At 56.8% G+C, this 19,500-nt stretch carries 4 protein-coding genes and 1 pseudogene; 3 read left to right on the top strand and 2 right to left on the bottom strand.

Translation table 11 applies throughout. The features are described from left to right. Positions 1–123 precede the first annotated feature (123 nt). Positions 124–15,684, bottom strand: a complete 15,561-nt coding sequence (locus NQD60_RS04660) for an SDR family NAD(P)-dependent oxidoreductase (protein ID WP_257099836.1) — start codon at positions 15,682–15,684, stop codon at positions 124–126. A gap of 147 nt (positions 15,685–15,831) precedes the next feature. On the opposite strand from NQD60_RS04660, the gene NQD60_RS04665 reads away from it, so the two are divergent. Next, complete coding sequence (locus tag NQD60_RS04665) at positions 15,832–16,092, top strand: hypothetical protein (protein ID WP_257099837.1); 261 nt, start codon at positions 15,832–15,834, stop codon at positions 16,090–16,092. A gap of 58 nt (positions 16,093–16,150) precedes the next feature. Further along, a pseudogene (locus NQD60_RS04670) lies at positions 16,151–17,011 on the top strand (sulfurtransferase). Positions 17,012–17,105: 94 nt separating this feature from the next. Here the strand turns inward: NQD60_RS04670 and NQD60_RS04675 are convergent. Then, positions 17,106–17,258, bottom strand: a complete 153-nt coding sequence (locus NQD60_RS04675; RefSeq protein ID WP_257099838.1) for a hypothetical protein — start codon at positions 17,256–17,258, stop codon at positions 17,106–17,108. A 584-nt stretch (positions 17,259–17,842) separates the two neighbouring features. Here NQD60_RS04675 and NQD60_RS04680 point away from each other — a divergent pair. Next, a complete protein-coding gene (locus NQD60_RS04680; protein ID WP_257099839.1) occupies positions 17,843–19,168 on the top strand; it encodes a condensation domain-containing protein in 1,326 nt (441 codons plus the stop codon). Positions 19,169–19,500 lie beyond the last annotated feature (332 nt).

Consider the following 19,500-nt stretch of genomic DNA (forward strand, 5'->3'; position numbering starts at 1 on the left):
CAGTTCCGTCTCCACATGTTATCTCTGCGATATAAAGTGGTTGCTTTTCTATCGGTCATTATCGAAGATGTGTATCTTCTACCCACTTGTCGCTGCAATGCGCCGAGGGCGCGGCGTGAACGGCTAAGAAACAGTGCGGCCATCCGGACGCATGGTCGTCGTCACCGCAAACACGGGCGCAAGCACCGCTTGGTGTTCCCTTGCCAGATAGTCGGCCAGCGCTGCAATCGTAGGATACTCGAAGAATATCGTTGGACTCAGGGCCAAGCTGTATTGCTGGTGCAAGGCGTTGCTGAATGCTATCTGCGCGATTGAGTCAAAACCAAATTCGCTGAGCACTACATCTCGCTCCAGTTCCTCCCGCACAATCTTTAGTTGCGTTGAGAGCATCCCCGTTAATGCATGCTCTATTTGCGACGGCAACTCGCCAACTGCCGCTGGTTGTGCCATAGCTTGTTGCACCGCCGTCCATTGCGGCGCCAGCAAGACGGTCTGAGGCGCAGCCGCCACCTGCTCAGCGGCCTCATCATGCACAGTCCGTGTACTAAAACCACTTAAGCGTAGCGCCACCTGTCCATTCGCATCGACAATGTCAACGTCAAGCTTGCGGATTGCCGCGCTGTCGCCTGCTCCTGGCCGCACCACCGCCCATGCCGGCATTGGCAATTCACCCCATTGCCTCACCTGCGCCACCGCAAACGGTAACGCCAAGGTCACACCGGTCATGCCTTGCGTCATCCCCACGCTTGCCTGCAGCGCCCCGTCTAACACATTCGGCGCCCACGCATATCCTACCGGCCCCTCGCCCAACAACCTCAATGCGCCCACCGCTAGATCATCTCCTATCCACAATTCGTGCAGAACCTGGAAGCTCAGACCGTAACTCAACCCCAGTTGCGCAAATCGGGCATAACATGCCTCGCTCGTCAAGCTTTGCTCACATTGCCCGCGCAGCGCCGCCAGATCCATCTGCGGCGCTGCGCCCGCCTCGGCTAGTTGAGCCCAACCCTGGCTGTACACTACCGTCTCGTCTCCACTGCCGCTGTAGATCTCAAAGCCAATCCGGCCGTCTTCCTGCATTTCCAGACCAATATGCACGTCCTGCAACTGTGCTACCACCAATGGGCGTAGCCACGTCACTTCCTGCAGCAAAACTGATAATCCCTCTATCCCCCCATCGTCCTCGCTGGCCAACGCCACCGCCGCGCGTGCCCACTCTAGTTGGGCGGTGCCGGGCACCGCCCGCTCATCTTGCACCACGTGATCGCGCAGAAAAAACTCCTCACCGGTGAGCGTTGTAGTAAAGCGCTGCTTACTCAAAGACGATGTGTTCCGGTGGACCAGCGGATGCAGCCGGCGTTCTAGCCCCCCTTGCAGTGCCGCCGGCACCCAGTACCGCTCCTTGGCAAAAGGATAAGTTGGCAGGCTGATCCGCTTTGGCCTCGCTGCACCATATAATTGCCCCCAAACCACCTCCAGTCCCTGCACCCACAACCGTGCTAGCTTGCCCACCTGGCCCTTGGCAATCCAAATTTCAATCGCTTTTTGCATTCCTTCGTCGTCTCGGAATAGCGCCAACGCCTCCTGGCTGCGCTTAGGCTCGCCTTGGTAGAGACCCTCGCCAGCCGCCTCACCGCGCACGTAGCGTAATAGCTGTTCCTTCAACGCACGGATGGATCTCGTTACCAATGCCAACCTGACCCCCAGTGCCTCGCGTCCCACCTGCAGCGTATACGCTAGGTCGGTCAAATTCACTTCAGCTTGGCGCTCCAGATGCGCCAGCAACTGCTGCACCTGACCCCGCAACTGCGCCTCGCTCTTGGCCGATAGCACCACTACTACGGGCCCATTTGATATCGTCGGCGCCCTCTGTGGCCCAATGTATTCTTCAACGATGACATGCGCATTGACGCCACCAAAACCAAACGAACTCACCCCAGCTCGGCGTGGCAATATTTGCCCTCGCTGATCTCTTAATGCTTCCCACGCGCCCGTTTTCTGCACCACATAGAATGGACTACCGTGCAAAGCAAGCAGCGGATTCAGTTCCTCGCAATGCAAGCTTTTAACCAAGGTCTGGTGCTGCAGTTGTAGTAGCACCTTGATCAGGCCTACCACACCTGCGGCCAATTCTAAGTGCCCGATATTGCTCTTCACGGTCCCCAAACCGCAACTCTGCGCCGGCAGTTCTGAAGCCAGTTCTGCGAACGCGCTCTTGAGTCCCTGTACCTCGATCGGATCGCCTAATGCGGTGCCTGTGCCGTGCGCCTCGATGTAGCTTACCGTGCCCGGCTCCACGCCCGCTTGTTGCAGCGCAGCCTTGATCAGATCAGCTTGCGCTCGCGGGTTCGGCGCCGTCAGCGAATTAGCACGCCCGCCATGATTGGTCGCACTACCTTTAATCAAGCCGTAAATATGATCACTATCTCGCTCAGCCGCCGACAGCGGTTTGAGGAACACCATACCTACGCCTTCCCCACGCACATAGCCATCCGCCTGTGCTGAAAAAGTCTTACAGCGTCCATCCGCGCTCAACATGCCCGCCTGGATAAAACTCTCATGCATTTCCATCGACAGCAGTGTATTGACCCCACCCACCACCGCCTGCGCGCACTGCCCGCTACGCAGCAACTCCAGCGCCCGGTGCACCGCGACCAGCGAACTCGAACACGCCGTATCGATTGGTTCACTCGGCCCATGCCAATTTAGCCAGTAGCTCATCCGGTTCGGGCCCATCGACCCCGCCAGTCCCGCCGCGCTGTACCCTGCCACCGTCTCGCCCGCTTGCGTCAGCAACTGTCCATAACCGTTACCGGCGGAGGTCCCTACCAGCAACGCCGTGGCGCTACCCGACAGACTCTGCACCGAGTAGCCGGCATCCTCGATCACCCGGTACACGTACAGCATCAGCAGCCGCTGCTGCGGATCCATCCCTTGCGCCTCACGGGGTGAGATGCCAAAAAAGAGGGGATCAAATTCGTCTATATTTTCGATCACCCCGGCATGGCGAATCACCGGCGCCAACCCACGCTCCCAGCGGCTCGCCGGCAATGCCCCGATGCTGTCCCGCTCCGCTAGCAGGTTTGCCCACAAGGCATCAATATCCTCTGCTTGCGGGAAACATCCGCTCATGCCGATCACCGCGATCGGCTCGTCCTTGACCGTATTGTGCCCACTCACATCGCCCCTCAACGTTGCCGCAACAACGCGTTCCCGCCGACGCTGGCGGGCGGAAGCGAACGGCGAAGACACTGTGCTGCTCTGCAGACGGGTCGGCGCCGTCACCGTTGCCGTAAACTTGGGCGCTAGCTCCGCTTGGTGTTCCCGCGCCAGATATCCCGCCAGTGCTGCAATTGTTGAGTACTCGAAGAATATCGTTGGACTTAGAAGCAAACTGTACTTCTGGTTCAAGGCATTGCCCAACCCTGTCAGCATGACCGAGTCAAAACCAAATTCGCTGAGCGGCGCATCTCGCTCCAGCTCCTCACGCGCAATCTTCAGTTGTGCTGAGATCAACCCCGTCAACGCATACTCTATTTGCGACTGCAACTCGGCTACTGTCGCTGGGCCATCAGCGTCCAAAATTGCTGTCGGTGTTTCGCAAGCGGCCCGCAAGCGTTGTAGCACAGGAGCCACTACGCCATACCCCACAACCACGTGCGCTACGGGCTGCCCCAGCGCCTGACACAGTGCCGTTACGCCGGTAGCACTCGGCATTGCCTCCAGCCCAGTGTCTCGTCGCAACTGCTCTTGGGCGGCCGCATCTATCTGCATGCCCCCTTCGGCCCACAGCGGCCAACTCACTGATACGGTGCGGCCTTGGCGTTGCCCCTGTGCCACTAAACTCACCCGGTACTGCGCATAGCTGTCTAGGAAGCCATTACCCGCTGCATAATCCACCTGCCCAATATTGCCCAACACGCTAGCCACCGACGAGCACAACACCAGCCAATCCAGCGCCACCTCTCGCGTCGCCTCATCCAAGGCCACCAAGCCCGCCACCTTCGGCGCTAGCACCTGCCGCACGGTCTCGCCAGTCTTCTGCGCCAGCAAGCCGTCGTGCAGCACCCCAGCGCTATGGATCACACCATTCAGTTGCCCGTACTGCGCCACAATTTCCACTACTAAGGTTGCCACTGCCACGGCATTGCTCACGTCCACTGCCCAGTACGCAACCCGCGCGCCCATCGTCTGTAATTCCTCCAGCACACGCTCCTGCGACGGCGGCAATGCGCGGCGCCCGGTCAGCACCAGTACCGGATGACGTACTTGCTGCGCTATGGCCCGCGCAAACACTTGCCCCAGTCCACCCAAACCGCCGGTAATCAGATAGACGCCTTCGTCATGCCATGGCAGCGCCGTCTGTTCACCTTGCCATGACGCCAAGCCCCAAACCTCTCGTTGCCCTTCTACATAGCGCACCACCGGCGTTGGCGACACCGCTTCAGCGCGCAATCGTTGTACCAATACTGGCACCGATACCTTCGCCTCTACCGCCACCACCTGGCACGCCAACCGCGGATATTCCTGCTGCGCACTACGCAATAAGCCACCCAGACCTTGCAGCACCGCCCCTTCGCCTTCGCTAGGCACGACCAGTTGTAGCAACAGCGTCTGGCCCGGATGGGCGGCGATCTCTTTTTGGATCCATTCCAGCAATTGCACTGCATAGGTCGTATAGCGCTGTGCTAGCGTGCCCGTTGTCGTCAATCGCACACACTGCGCTGCAGGCACTACGGTGGCGAGTTCGGTGACTGTCTTTGAATCATCCCCACCCACCTCGCAAAATAGAATTCTGTGCGCCCCATACGCCGGTAATGCCACGGGTTGTGCCGTGGCTTGCACCGTCCATTGCGGCGTCAACAGGGCAACCTGAGGTACAGCTGCCGCTTGCTCGGCGGCCTCACGCATGGGCCGTGTACTGAAGCCACTTAGGCGCAAGGCCACCCGCCCACTGGTATCGACGATGTCGACATCAAGCTTACGGATTGCTGCACTGTCGCCCCCACTCGGGCGCACTACCGCCCACGCCGGCACTGGCATTTCGCCCCATTGCCTCACTTGCGCCACGGTGAATGGCAACGCCAGAGTCGCACCGGCCGGGCCTAACGCCAACCCCACACTTGCTTGCAGTGCTCCGTCTAACACATTCGGCGCCCACGCATATCCGGCGGGCACTTCTGCAACCAAGCGCAAGGCGCCCACTGCAACGTGATCGCCTACCTGCAATTCGTTTAGCATCTGAAAGCTCGGACCGTAACTTAACCCCAGTTGCGCAAACCGCGCATAACACGCCTCAGCCGCCAACGTCTGCTCACATTGGCCTCGCAGCCCCTCCAGATCCACCCTAGGCGCTTCACCCACCTCGGCTAGTTGAGCCCAACCCTGGCTGTACACTACCGTCTCGTCCCCACTGCCGCTGTAGATCTCAAAGCCAATACGGCCATCTTCCCGCGTCTCTAGACCAATATGGACGTCTTGCGGCTGGGCTATCACCAGTGGGCGTAACCACGTCACTTCCTGCAGCAAAACGGATAATCCCTCTATACCCCCCTCGTCCTCGCTGGCCAACGCCACCGCCGCGCGTGCCCACTCTAGTTGGGCGGCGCCGGGCACCACCCGCTTACCTTGCACCACATGGTCGCGCAGGAAAAATTCCTCACCGGTGAGCGTGGTACTAAAGCGCTGCTGGCGTAAAGATGACGTATTCCGATGTACCAGTGGATGCAGTTGACGTTCTGCTCCACCTTGCACCACCGTTTGCGGCACCCAATACCGTTCCTTGGCAAACGGATAGGTCGGTAGACTGACCCGCTGCGGCTTCGTTTGACCGTATAACTGCCCCCACTCTACCTCTAAGCCCTGCACCCACAACTGAGCCAGCTTGCCTACCTTGCCGCGGACAACCCATTTACCGATCGCTTCCTGCAATTCCTCATCGGCCCGAAACACCGACAAGGTATCTTGTTCACGTTTAACCTTGCCGTAATACATGCCCTCCAATTCGCCCTCGCCCTGCAGGTAGCGCAATAACTGCTCCTGCAGAGGCTCAATCGCAGTCACTATCAGCGCCAAGCGCACTCCTAGCGCCTCACGCCCCACCTGTAACGTATAGGCCAGGTCAGCCAGGTTCACCTCAGCTTGGCGCTCCAGATGCGCCAGCAACTGCTGCACCTGATCTCGCAACTGCACCTCGCTCCTGGCCGATAGCACCACTACTACGGGCCCATTTGATACCGTCGGCGCCCTCTGTGGCCCAATGTATTCTTCAACGATGACATGCGCATTGACGCCACCAAAACCAAACGAACTCACCCCAGCTCGGCGTGGCAATACCTGCCCTCGCTGATCTCTTAATGCTTCCCACGCGCCCGTTTTCTGCACCACATAGAATGGACTACCGTTCAAAGCAAGCAGCGGATTCAGTTCTTCGCAATGCAAGCTTTTAACCAAGGTCTGATGCTGCAGTTGTAATAGCACCTTGATCAGGCCTACCACACCTGCGGCCAGTTCCAGATGACCGATATTGCTCTTCACGGTCCCCAAGCCGCAACTCTGCGCCGGCAGTTCTAAGGACAGTTCTGCAAACGCGCTCTTGAGTCCCTGCACCTCGATCGGATCGCCTAATGCGGTGCCTGTACCATGCGCCTCGATATAGCTCACTGTCCCCGGCTCCACGCCCGCTTGTTGCAGCGCAGCCTTGATCAGATCAGCTTGCGCTCGCGGGTTCGGCGCCGTCAGCGAATTAGCACGCCCGCCATGATTGGTCGCACTACCTTTAATCAAGCCGTAAATATGGTCCCCATCTCGCTCAGCCGCCGACAGCGGTTTGAGGAACACCATACCTACGCCTTCCCCACGCACATAGCCATCCGCCTGTGCTGAAAAAGTCTTACAGCGTCCATCCGCGCTCAACATGCCCGCCTGGATAAAACTCTCGTGCATCTCCATCGACAGCAGCGTATTGACCCCGCCCACCACCGCCTGCGCGCACTGCCCGCTACGCAGCAACTCCAGCGCCCGGTGCACCGCGACCAGCGAACTCGAACACGCCGTATCGATCGGTTCACTCGGCCCATGCCAATTTAACCAGTAGCTCATCCGGTTCGGGCCCATCGACCCCGCCAGTCCCGCCGCGCTGTACCCTGCCACCGTCTCGCCCGCCTGCACCAGCAACTGTCCATAACCGCTACCGGCAGTTGCCACCAGCAGTGCTGTAGCACTGCCCGATAGACTCTGCACCGAGTAGCCTGCATCCTCGATCACCCGGTACACATACAACATCAGCAGCCGCTGCTGCGGATCCATCCCTTGCGCTTCACGGGGCGAGATGCCGAAAAAGAGGGGATCAAATTCGTCTATATTTTCGATCACCCCGGCATGGCGAATCGCCGGCATCACCGCATGGCTCCAACGGCTGGCAGGTAACTCCCTAATGCTATCCCGCTCTGCTAGCAAATTTGCCCACAAGGCGTCGATATCCTCAGCTTGCGGGAAACATCCACTCATGCCGATTACTGCGATCGACTCGTTCTTAATCGCATCATCCCTCAGCGTTACCGCTGCAACCGTTCCCCGCCGGCGCCGAGGGATAGGGGTAGAGAGCGGAGGAACGGCACCGATATCTGGATAAATCTGCTCCGACACCGAAAACGCGGACGCTAGCACCGCTTGATGCTCCTTCGCTAGATAAGAGGCTAGCGTTGCAATCGTCGAATACTCGAAGAATATCGTTGGACTCAAAGCCAAACCGTACTTCTGGTTCAACGCGTGGCTAAAACCTGTCAACGTGATCGAGTCAAAACCAAATTCGCTGAGCGGCGTATTTCGCTCCAGTTCTTCTCGCGCAATCTTCAGTTGTGCCGAAATCACCTCACTCAACGCAGACTCTAGCCGCGACGACAACTCACCCACCGTGCTCAGGCTAGCGTTCAGAACCGTTGCGGTAACCGGCAAGTGCCGCTCGCTCGCGCCTGGTGCGCGGACCGTGGCCTGAACAGGCCGTACAGCGGAACGCCTTGGACTGATTAGCGCTTCGATTTGGTGTGGCTGCCGCACTACGCCATTGCTGAACGCCGCCACGATCTGCTGGCCTAGCCCGTGCGCCGCCTCAGCAGGGAAGGTGATGGTCTCGAAGCCCTCCGCTGCCAGCACCTGCTGCCACATCGGCGAAGTCAGCCCAGGTGTACCCGCGATCCGTAACGCACTATCCTCGGCTAACCACCAGCCGTCCAGCAACCCAAACGTCAAGTGTGCAAACAGACCCATGTCTGTCAGTTCATTAAGCAACAGCAAACCGTTGCCCTTGAGGAGTGTCTTGGCATGGCGCACCGTACGGCGAATATCATGCGTAGCATGTAGAACATTAGCCGCCACTATGACGTCGTAGTGACCCAACGCGAAGTCTTGCCCCATCGGTGCGCGCTCGATGTCTAGTTTCTGCGTATGCAGATACGGCACCTGCGGTGCATAGTGCTGCTGCGCATGCAGCAGAAATGCCGCCGACACGTCCGTATAACAATATTGCACGATCTGCGACGCATACGGCGCCAGTTGTGCAAACATCATCGTACTGGTGCCGCCGGTGCCCGCACCAATCTCGAGTATGCGTAGCTTGGCCTGCGGATCGGCTTGCAAGCGCGCTTGCACATACGCGATAAGTCGCTCGGTAAGCACCGCATTGAAGTAGTCCGCTACTGGATGATTGCGGTACACGCCTTCCATCCGATCTAACCGCCCTTGCGGGAACAGCACCTCGGTCGCCGCAATCTCGCCGCGCAGCACGGCGGGCAAAGCCCGCAGCGTGACATCCACCAATTGGACCTGGGCCCGCAGCGTCGGCTTGTCTTGAGCGGTGGCGCAATACACTTCCCATTGCGCCCAACATTCGGCTGGATCGCCTGGGGTCTGTGCGAGCAGCCCGCGCGCCTCCAGCCAGCGCAGACTGTGTGCGTGCCAACGCGTATATGACGCGGGTGGGCGCGTATCCGCTGTAAGCCACCCCAGGGCAGCCAACTGCGCCCGCAGCAACGGTGCGAGCTGCACTTCGAGATCCGTTATATCCTGTGCCGCCCCCTCGGGCAGCGCCACCTCCACCTGCGGCAACACCACAGCCGGCGCAACGGGCAGCGCTGTCACCGTCTCGTGCGCCTCAATTCCCAATACATCGGCCACCGCAGTCTGTGTCGTCTTCACAAACACCAGTTGATCCACCGGCCCGGCCAGCAACTGCTCCAGTGTAGCCATCGCCTCGGGCGACTCAATCGAACCAATACCCATCTGCGCCATCCGCTCGCGGTAGGGTGCTGAGGCCACTATCCCCACACTGCCCCAATAGCCCCAGTGCATTACCTTCACCGGGTAGGGCCGAGCGCCCATCCCTTGCGCAAACGCATCCGCAAAGCAGCACCCCGCCGCATAGTTGCTCTGCCCTGGCGGCTTCATGAAGCTCTGGATCGATGAAAAGAATACCAGCCAATCCAGCTTCTCCTGGCCGAACACCTCAGTCAGATATTCCGTGGTGGCCACCTTGGCCGACCATGCCGCCTCGAAGGTCGCTTCATCCATCTGCGCCAAACTGCGGTCAGCTAGCACAATCGCTGCATGTACCACCCCGTGGATTGCGCCGAAACGCTCCCGGATCATCGCATGCGCCAGCGCCAGTGCATTCTGGTCGGTCGCATCCGCTTGCAGGTAGAGCGGCATTGGGCCCAATGCCCCAAGCCGTGCGCACTGTTGCGTGATGGTTGCGTCTTCGGCACGCCGGCCTAGCCAAACCACTTGGGCCTGGTAATGTTGGATCAGATACTCGCTTAAGGCCATCCCCAAACCGCCCGCTCCGCCGAGGATTACGTACACCCCACCCGTGCGGTAGGCTGATCCCATGGCCGCAGGCAGCGTGCACGGCGCGAGCCGTTGCCAGTACCCCTGCCCATACCGATACGCCCGCGCATCGCCCCGGCCATCGGCTGGTTGCTCTAGCAGCCACGCTAAGGGTACATCCTCGTGCGCTGGCACATCGAGCAGCCGCACCCGCCAGTGCGCATACTCTTTGGCCAGTGAGCCCATCAAGCCGTGGACGCCAGCGGCGGTGGCATCGACTGCCTCCCTCGGCCACACTGCTTGCGCTTGCTGCGTCACCACCGTCAGGCCCAGCGACCGTGAGCCGTAACCCAGCGCCAGTAGCGCTTTGAGTAACTTGAATCCTAGTTGCGTTGCCACCGCATTGGCGGGCGGCACCCACCACACCAGATGATCCAAAGGCGAATCACTATGGCAGCGTTCAATCAACGCTTCCATACTCTCCGTACCTGTCAACAAAATCCTTTGCGCCTGTGGGTAACGCTCCAGCCAGGCTGACTGCGCAGGTTCTGGGACGCCCACCAACATCACTTGCTGCTGAGGAAGCGGCCAGGCTTCATGCGTTTCTTCTGTCTCTTCCACTACCTCTTCCCACACCGGCGCTAGCGTCAACTCGCCCACCAAGACGGGTACCGGCAAAACAAGCGGTGTTGGCACCGTCTGGGGAGCTACCTCCGCGTAATCGACTGCCTCATGCAAGGGGCGTGTACTGAAGCCGCTTAGGCGCAGTGCTACCAGCCCACTGGCATCGACGATGTCGACATCGAGCTTGCGGATTGCCGCGCTGTCGCCCGCTCCCGGGCGCACCACCGCCCACGCCAGCGTTGGCAACTCACCCCATTGCCTCACTTGCGCCACGGTGAACGGCAGCGCCAGGGGCACGTCAGTCTTGTCTTGCGTCAACGCCACACTCGTCTGCAGTGCCCCGTCTAGCACATTCGGTAACCACGCATAGCCGGCGGGCACCTCTGCCGTCAAGCGCAAGGCGCCCACCGCTACGTTATTGCCTAGCCGCAATTCGTGTAAAACTTGAAAGCTCGGACCGTAACCCAACCCCAGTTGCGTAAACCGCGCATAACACGCTTCGCCTGTCAACGTCTGCTCACATTGCCCTCGCAGCGCGGCCAGATCCACCTGTGGCGTTTCACCCACCTTGCTCAACTGGGCCCAACCCTGGTTGTACACTACCGCCTCGTCCCCACTACCACTGTAAATCTCGAAGCGAATACGGCCGTCTTCCTGCATCTCAAGACCAATCTGCACTTCCTGCGGCTGCACCACTACCAGCGGGCGTAGCCACGTCACTTCCTGCAACAGAACCGATAGCCCTGCCTTGCCAATCTCACCACCGCTGGCTAGCGTCACCGCCGCGCGTGCCCACTCCAGTTGGGCCGCCCCCGGCACCACCCGCTCGCCTTGCACCACGTGATCGCGCAGGAAGAACTCCTCGCCCGTGAGCGTCGTACTAAAGCGCTGCTCACTCAAATTTGACGTGTTTCGGTGTACTAACGGATGCAGTTGACGCTCTAGCCCACCTTGCCCTTGCATCCCTTTCTGCGACACCCAATATCGCTCCTTGGCGAAGGGATAGGTCGGCAGACTGATTCGCTGCGGCTTCGTCTGACCATATAACTGCCCCCACTCTACCTCTAGCCCCTGCACCCACAACTGTGCTAGCTTGCCCACCTTGCCGCGGGCAATCCACTTACCGAGGGTTTCCTGAAACTCCTCATCAGCCCGGAACACTGGAAAGATGTCTTGCTCACGATTGACTCTACCGTGATACATCTCCTCTTGATTCACCTCGCCTCGCGCATAGCGTGATAGTCGTTCCTGCAGACTCTCTACGGTAGCCACCACTAGTGCCAATCTCACACCCAGCGCCTCGCGTCCCACCTGAAGTGTGTATGCCAAGTCTGCCAAGTTCACCTCATCCTGGCACTCTAGGTATACTAGCAACTGCTGCACCTGGTCCCGCAACCGCTCCTCATTCCTGGCCGATAGAACCACTACTACGGAGCCACTCAATACCGTGGGTACTCTCTGCGGCGCAATATGCTCTTCAACGATAACATGCGCATTAGTACCGCTAAAACCAAATGAACTAATCCCTGCACGTTTGCGCCCCGCCGGCCAAAGCTGGGTTTGCGTCACCACTCGTACCGGCAAGCGCGCCCAAGGAATATGAAGATTCGGTGTCTCAAAGTGCAGCTGCGCCGGCATCACCCCATGCTGTATCGACAGCACAGTCTTGATCAGTCCTGCGATACCGGCAGCCGCTTCTAAATGGCCAATTGAACTCTTTAGCGAGCCAACTAAAAGGGGCTGATCATCCGGCCGTCCCGCTCCAAGGACTTGAGCCGCGGCCATCACCTCGATCGGATCTCCTAGCTTGGTGCCAGTACCATGCGCCTCCAAGTAGCCGATCTCGTGCGGCGCGACTCCCGCTTGGGCTAACGCCGCTTCGATCACTGCCTGCTGCGCCAACTGGTTCGGCGCGGTTAAGCCACTGCTACTGCCATCCTGATTGATCGCACTGCCCCGAAGCACCGCTAGAATCGGGTCCTCATCGGCTTGAGCATCTGACAACCGCTTTAAAATCACCGCCGCACAACCCTCCCCTCGCACATACCCATCGGCCGACGCATCGAACGTCCGGCAACGCCCATGAGGCGATAGCATGCCCGCCTGTTCGTACGCCAGGAAGCGCTTCTCATCAAGCAACAAATTAACGCCTGCAGCCAAAGCCAGGTTGCACTCTCGGTTCAACAGACTACGGTACGCTGTATGCACCGCCACTAGGGATGAACTGCAGGCGGTATCGATACTGAGTGCAGGACCCTGCCAATCGAAAAAATACGACAGCCGACCTGCCGCTACCGAACACGCAGTGCCAGTGGCAAAGTGCGCGTTGAGATCAGCCTCGCTCCCATGCTGTGCAATCAGCCCTTCGTAGTCACCTGCCATCATCCCCACGAAGACCCCGCTACGCGTACCACGTAGCATTGCCGGCGCAATTGCGGCGGATTCCAGTGCTTCCCAAGCCACCTCCAATAACAAACGTTGTTGCGGATCCAAGAGTTCCGCCTCGCGCGGAGAAATACGGAAAAATCCCGCGTCAAAGCGATCGACTTCACTCAGGAATCCTCCCTGCCAACGGCATAAGTCGTTTTTGCCCCACCACAGCGCTTGCCGGCTGGCGGGCAGTTGACCAACAAGATCATGCGCCGCCAGCAATTTTTCCCACAGCTGGGCTGGCGTATTGACACCGCCAGGCAGGCGGCAAGCCATACCGATGAGCGCGATGGCTTCATCAGACTGACTCGATTCCGGCCGTAGGCCGTGGCCCTGTGAAGCAAGCACAGTTCTGCTTGAGGCTGTAGTTGAAGTTACGGTGGTTTGCAATGCTGGGGTGGCATTTGGCCGCGCCATAAAATACCCCATAATCGCCGCGGGCGTGCCATAGCTGAATAAGAACGTTGAGGGCAATGATTCTCCCAGACGGGCGCTTAACAGCATTCGTAATTCAAGCAATTCCAGCGAACTCAGCCCCATTTCCATCAACGGTACTTGGGCGCCATAAAACGCAGCCCGTTGACTGCCCAGCACCTGTATCACCGTGCTATATACAACTGACTCGATCTGATCAGTGACTTGCGTGGCACGCTCAGAGACAGCTTGCTGGACGTTAGTCTCGGCAACGGCAGCGCCTCTAGGACGTAACGGGTATTCGATGAGAATTCCAGCGCCCTCATTATCTGTATCCTCCGGCCGGAATCTCCTGAGCACTTCACGCAGTGCCGCCCCATGCGAAGTGTGGAAATGCAACATCGGATCGAGCAACTGGCCCTGTTCGTTGCGTGACTGGATATAGTCATCGAGGCTACATGCTTGTTGGCGCCGGATAAAATTTGCGCAGCGCGTGACCCCCACGACAGCGTCTACCCCATCCAGCGTGGCACTATAGGCCAGGATCAAGCCGATCAGCGCATCACTGAACCCCCGCCCTTGCATCTCAGGCGCAACAAACAATCCTAACAGTTGTACACAACGACCTTGGGGCCGATGTAAGCGCGCCATATCCTGGTAGCAGGTAGCACGCAGAGCCTCGAGAGACTCGATGCGCTGTGTATATAAAGCGGCCACAATCTGTCCGCCGAACTCCAACACCCACTGCTCCTGGGCAAGATCGCACACCCGCCGCTTTATTTCCGCTATAGGCGTATGAAGCGCTTTCGGCTGGCAGATCCGGTCGAGTTGCTTAAGCTGGCGTAGATCAGAGCGGATCGGATGCCGGACGGTATAAGGTTGGGGTACCAAACGATGTAGAGAAATACGGGTAAAGTCCATCTGCTTAGGGATAGCCTGTGACATGCCCTCTTCCGGAAAAAGCCCCGCCTCTGCTGCGGCCGCTAAAAAAAGCGGGGCTTCAACCAGTTGCTGGCCAGAGAAGGCATGATAGGCATCGAAATGAGCGCTTTCCGTCAGATCTCCTAGGCGCTTGACGGTGGCTGGCGGCGAGCAATGGACCTCCAATACAAGCAAGCCAAAGCGGGAAATGGCTTTACGCCAGCGGCGCAGATGCTCCACCAACCCCTGCACAGCATGGCCTACCTTAATCTCACCACCGTCACGCGCAACATACACGCCCGTACCCTTCACCTCTTCCTGGCGCCGAGCAGCGCTCTTATCCTCAAGTGGCAAGAAAGGGCGATCATGATCCAAGAAAGAACGCACATGCAGAATATTTTCTGGATCTGTAATACCTGCAGCAGCTAAATCAGCTATCAGTTGCTGCGGGTCTGCGATATCCGCCCGCACCAGCACATGCGGCAAACCCGCCAAGGTTTTTCCTGTGGCTTCGAGCGCCAGCGCATTGTAGTCTGCTCCGATCAGGGTAAGCGGATATTCTGTCAGGGCCTGGCCCCTGGCCGATCGTGTTTTGACGAGCTCGTAGATCCGGCGCAATAAACTCCCGTCTCCGCATCCCATATCCGCCACATAACGCGGTTGATTAGCCAGAGGGGATTGATCAAAGATACGCAAAATTAGGGTATCCAGTTCGGCAAAGTGGCTTTGATGCTGCACGCCGCTGGCCGTGACATTCAAGGTGCGGTCTATATGAGATTCATGCCCATGTTCATCCGCGTCGAATACCGCCTCCGCCTTGCCGAACAGTAAGTCATCGATGCCACGAAACATCGTTGCATAAGACACCACCACACCCAAAGCCCCGCTACTCGCCAACAAGGCCTGGCCGCTTGGTGTCAACCGAAAACCAGCGACCCCCACTTGCCCCCAGCCACGTTGAACAAACAAGCTCTGAATGGCTTGTAACGCAGCAATTGATATTCCGTTTGGCTGAGCCTGTTCGAGCACGTGATTGCCTAGCGTCGCCAGCTTGGCTAGCAGGGGCGCCAACAAAGCACCGTCCAACACGCTGACTACGGCCGGATCAGCGCCAACCCAGCCCGTGCCACAGCGCTCTAGCCAGCGCAGCAAGCGCGCGGGCTGCTCAGCCTGCAACGCAGGCGTTATCGACAAATGTATCAAATCTGCCAAATCGTTCGGCAACTGCCGGACAAGGGCAGCGCCTTTAGCTGCCTCATACTGGTCCGGCTCAACCCATTTTATCCAGCCTAATTCATATAAGAGCCGAAGTGCTGCATGTAAGTGTCCCACGTTGCCCCGACAGCGTGATGCCAGTTTCTTGAGCGTCATCGGTCGCGTTGACATCGCCTCGAAAACTCCATGCTGCGCAAATGCGCTAATCACAGGCGTTGCCACCCAACCATTGGCAAATCCATTGATGACATCTAGCATAATGCGGTTCTCTCTTAATTGTTATGGACCAACAGACAGGCACTCAGCTAAACCACTCATACCTTTTCATCGCTGCCATTTCTCAGCCTTAAGGAGCTTCAAGTTTTTAACACTTTACTTTAGTTTTTCAATTATTAGTTGCTACTGGTGTTAGAGCGCCCTGAGGTTCCACTCCATACCAACGACAGTGAACGCGACATTCGCGATCACGTGAAAAAGCAAAAGATCAGTGGCGGCACGCGAAGCGAGCTCGGTCGGCAATGTCGCGATACCTTCTCCAGCCTGAAGAAAACCTGTCGCAAGCTGGGCATCTCGTTCTGGGATTACCTCACCGACCGCATTTCATGCAGCGATCACATTCCGCTTCTGCCCCACTTCGTTGAACAACGCATCGCTGCCTCTACTTGAGCAGTTGGCCGCCGTTCGCCCCGGGTTATTGAGAAGATACCGTGAGGGAGCATTCTCTATGTCTATTCATCGCTATACAACGTTAATCAGTGCCGCCAATCTTGCCGCATTGATCGCCAGCGGATCCGAAACCATGACTCTTTTGGATTGTCGTTTCGATCTGACCGACGAAAATGCCGGCAAGTTTGCTTATCAGGCTCATCATCTGCCCGGCGCGCACTATGTACATCTTGCCAACGTGCTGTCTGGACCTTGCACAGGGCAAAATGGCCGTCACCCACTGCCCGAACGCGCAACGCTTGCCCAACAGCTAGCCGCTTGCGGCCTACACAATAACCATCAAGTGATTGCTTATGATGCGCAGGGTGGGATCTTTGCGGCCCGCTTATGGTGGCTATTACGTTGGCTGGGTCATGAAGCCGTTGCTGTGCTTGATGGCGGTTTGCAAGCATGGCAAAAAGCCAATCTGGCGCTTTCTAGTACACGGCCCATAGCACGATCAGGTGACTTTGAACCTACGGCACCGCTTGCAGTCACTACCGATGTCACCACCGTGATGCGTAATCTGAGTACACATCAATATACACTTATCGATGCGCGTTCCGCCGATCGTTAACGCGGTCAGAATGAAACGCTTGATGCCGTTGGCGGGCATATTCCAGGAGCCATCAATCGATTTTATAGAGATAATCTGACGGCAGATGGCCACTTTAAACCAGCGCACGTTTTACGCGACGAATTCAATTCGCTGTTGGATAAAAAGCCAGCACAACGGGTTATCTTACAATGCGGATCAGGCGTTTCTGCATGCTTAAATGCGTTAGCCATGGAAATTGCCGGTTTGCATGGGGCTGCGCTTTACGCTGGTTCGTGGAGTGAGTGGTGTGCTGATCCTAAGCGACCCGTTGCGACTGGGTAGACAGTATCGAGATAACATTTTTGATAACTTCCTCAGAGCGATATGCGTCTTTATGAAACACTTTTTCTTAGTCTGAGTACATTTCCTAGCTCGACTATAAAGCGACGCCACAACAATAAGCCTGTAACGCCAAAACCAATACTGCGGCTAAGCCAAATACTATTTTCTCCCCTGTTTGCCCAATATCCGCACGCAACCATATTTCTTCTGAAGAGCCAATAGTAAAAATAGATTTTCTGAAATTCATATAATCTTTTTATCAGGATAATATCAGTCAAGATTGCATTGTTCATTGGCTTATCAGATAAGCGCAATCGCCCTGTGTTAATGGGAATTTTGTCTTGCAAAATTTTAAGGCCCTTGCTATAGTCATTCAGAATTTAGCTTCAAAGTAAAAAATACTGTTGTCTGACCTCTTTAGTAACTAAGGGGTGCCCTCAGTCATAAAATTGGGCGTGGAGATAGGTGAAAATAAGGGCTTGGCAAGCGTAGGGAATGAGTTTCTGTTGCAGCTTGAGTGTCGCCTAGATTAATGTTCGTGCAGTGTTGAGGGTTCACCTAAAACAAGAAAAAAGGTAATTGCACGATGGATCAAAAAATCAGCATATTTTTGAATCGGCTAAGTGAGGCCGTATCTATATTGGCTGCTAAGTTGGAGACGCTTGGTCATTACTCAGTTGGAGTGGTTAACGGTCTGAGTGAAACCGTGAATACGATCGGGATCTTCTTACTTCGCATCTTTCGCCTGTTGCGTTGAAATCTGTTTAGGCTCTGTCGTAAGGCCCATCGGTCTAGGGCCGACCTTTAACTTTTTTTTGCTCGAGGTGATTTATGTCTGCTTGTATCAATCCGGTAATTTATCCTTTATCCGCCGCGCAAATAGAGATTTGGCTCGCTGAGCAACTCAACCCCGACTGCCCTGTCTACAACATCGGCCAGTTCACGGAAATCCATGGCGCCGTTGACCCGACCTTGTTCGAGGCTGCCTTGCGGCAAGTGATTGCGGAAGCAGAAAGCCTACGCCTTCAGTTCATTGATGGTGACGATGGCCCACAACAATATGTCGGTTCACCGGATTGGTCACTACCTTTGATCGATGTCAGCACAGACGTTGATCCTCAGGCCGCTGCCGAGGCCTGGATGAGAGCCGACTATGAGCAACCAGCTGACCTTCTGCACAGCCCGCTGTTTTGTTATGCGTTGTTAAAAGTCGCACCCGAGCGATTTTTTTGGTATCAGCGTACCCACCATATTGTGATGGATGGCGTCGGATTCGCTCTCATCGCGCAACGCATGGCGCAGGTGTATAGCGCGCGGGTTAAAGGCGTGGCGGCGAGCGAGTGCCCCTTCGGGCCTGTATCGCTGCTGCTCGAGAATGATACCCGCTACCACACCTCTGTGCACTTTACAAAGGACCAGGCCTATTGGCTTAAACACTGTATGGATTGGCCTAAAGCGGTGACGCTTGCAGATCGGCAAGCCCCCGCTTTGCATCACCGCCTTCGTCAAACAGCTTACCTATCCTCTCAATCGGTGCGCACTTATGCTCCTGACGCAAGTCGTTTGGCGCAGCTCGTGATTGCTGCCATGGCAGCCTATCTTCATTGTTTGACGGGTACTCGAGACGTGGTGTTGGGTTTTCCGGTTACAGCTCGTTTGGGCGAAGATCGGCGCATTCCTGGCACAGCGTCTAATGTTTTGCCTATCCGCCTCACGGTGCAGTCGGACACGAGCCTATCTTCATTGGTAGAACAAGCGGCGCAAGAGATTCAACACGGGTTTCGGCATCAACGCTACCACTATGAAGAATTACGGCGAGGGCTTAGGCACGTGCCAAGCCGACGATTATTTGGTCCCACCGTCAATATCATGACGTTTGACTATGGCCTCTTTTTTGGCGAGCATGCGTCGACCAATCATAACCTTCTTAATGGACCGGTCGAAGATCTGATGATCGCGGTCTATACCCAATCCGACGACCGTCCGCTACGCATTGACTTTAACGCGAACCCAATGCTCTACACGACTGATGAGCTGATTGCGCACCAACACCGCTTTTTAAAATTCCTGGACGCCCTTGCCACCCAACCCACACAACTCATTAGCAGCATTGATCTGCTTAATGCCGCAGAGCGGCAGCCGTTGCCAGTTGAGTAGCATGCAACGGAGCGTGATTATCTGGAAGATTAGGAGCGTGAAAAAAATGGCTTGAAAATCGCCCGATTATGGTATAGCATTAATCCTGTTTCTTTTTACGCATTACCTTTACCCGCATAATCATTAAGTCAAAGGGGAGTGGCTGTATCGCGTAATGAATCATGATAAATTCAAAGTATAAGTGTAAGGTTTTTCTGTGATTACTACGGAAAACCTTGGAGAGTAAAAAACGAAGGAGAATCTCAGTTTGAGTCCGAATGGATGAAAGATTTGAGGTCATAAAGGCAAGCAGCGCGCGCTTTAGGGATAATAGTACTTTTAGCAAATGAGCG

The organism is Mycoavidus sp. SF9855, from assembly GCF_024582735.1.
Taxonomy (GTDB): Bacteria; Pseudomonadota; Gammaproteobacteria; order Burkholderiales; family Burkholderiaceae; genus Mycoavidus.

Coding starts and splice junctions, on each gene's coding strand:
- NQD60_RS04660 (WP_257099836.1), bottom strand. CDS start 15,684: ATGCTAGATGTCATCAATGGATTTGCCAATGGTTGGGTGGCAACGCCT.
- NQD60_RS04680 (WP_257099839.1), top strand. CDS start 17,843: ATGTCTGCTTGTATCAATCCGGTAATTTATCCTTTATCCGCCGCGCAA.
- NQD60_RS04675 (WP_257099838.1), bottom strand. CDS start 17,258: ATGAATTTCAGAAAATCTATTTTTACTATTGGCTCTTCAGAAGAAATA.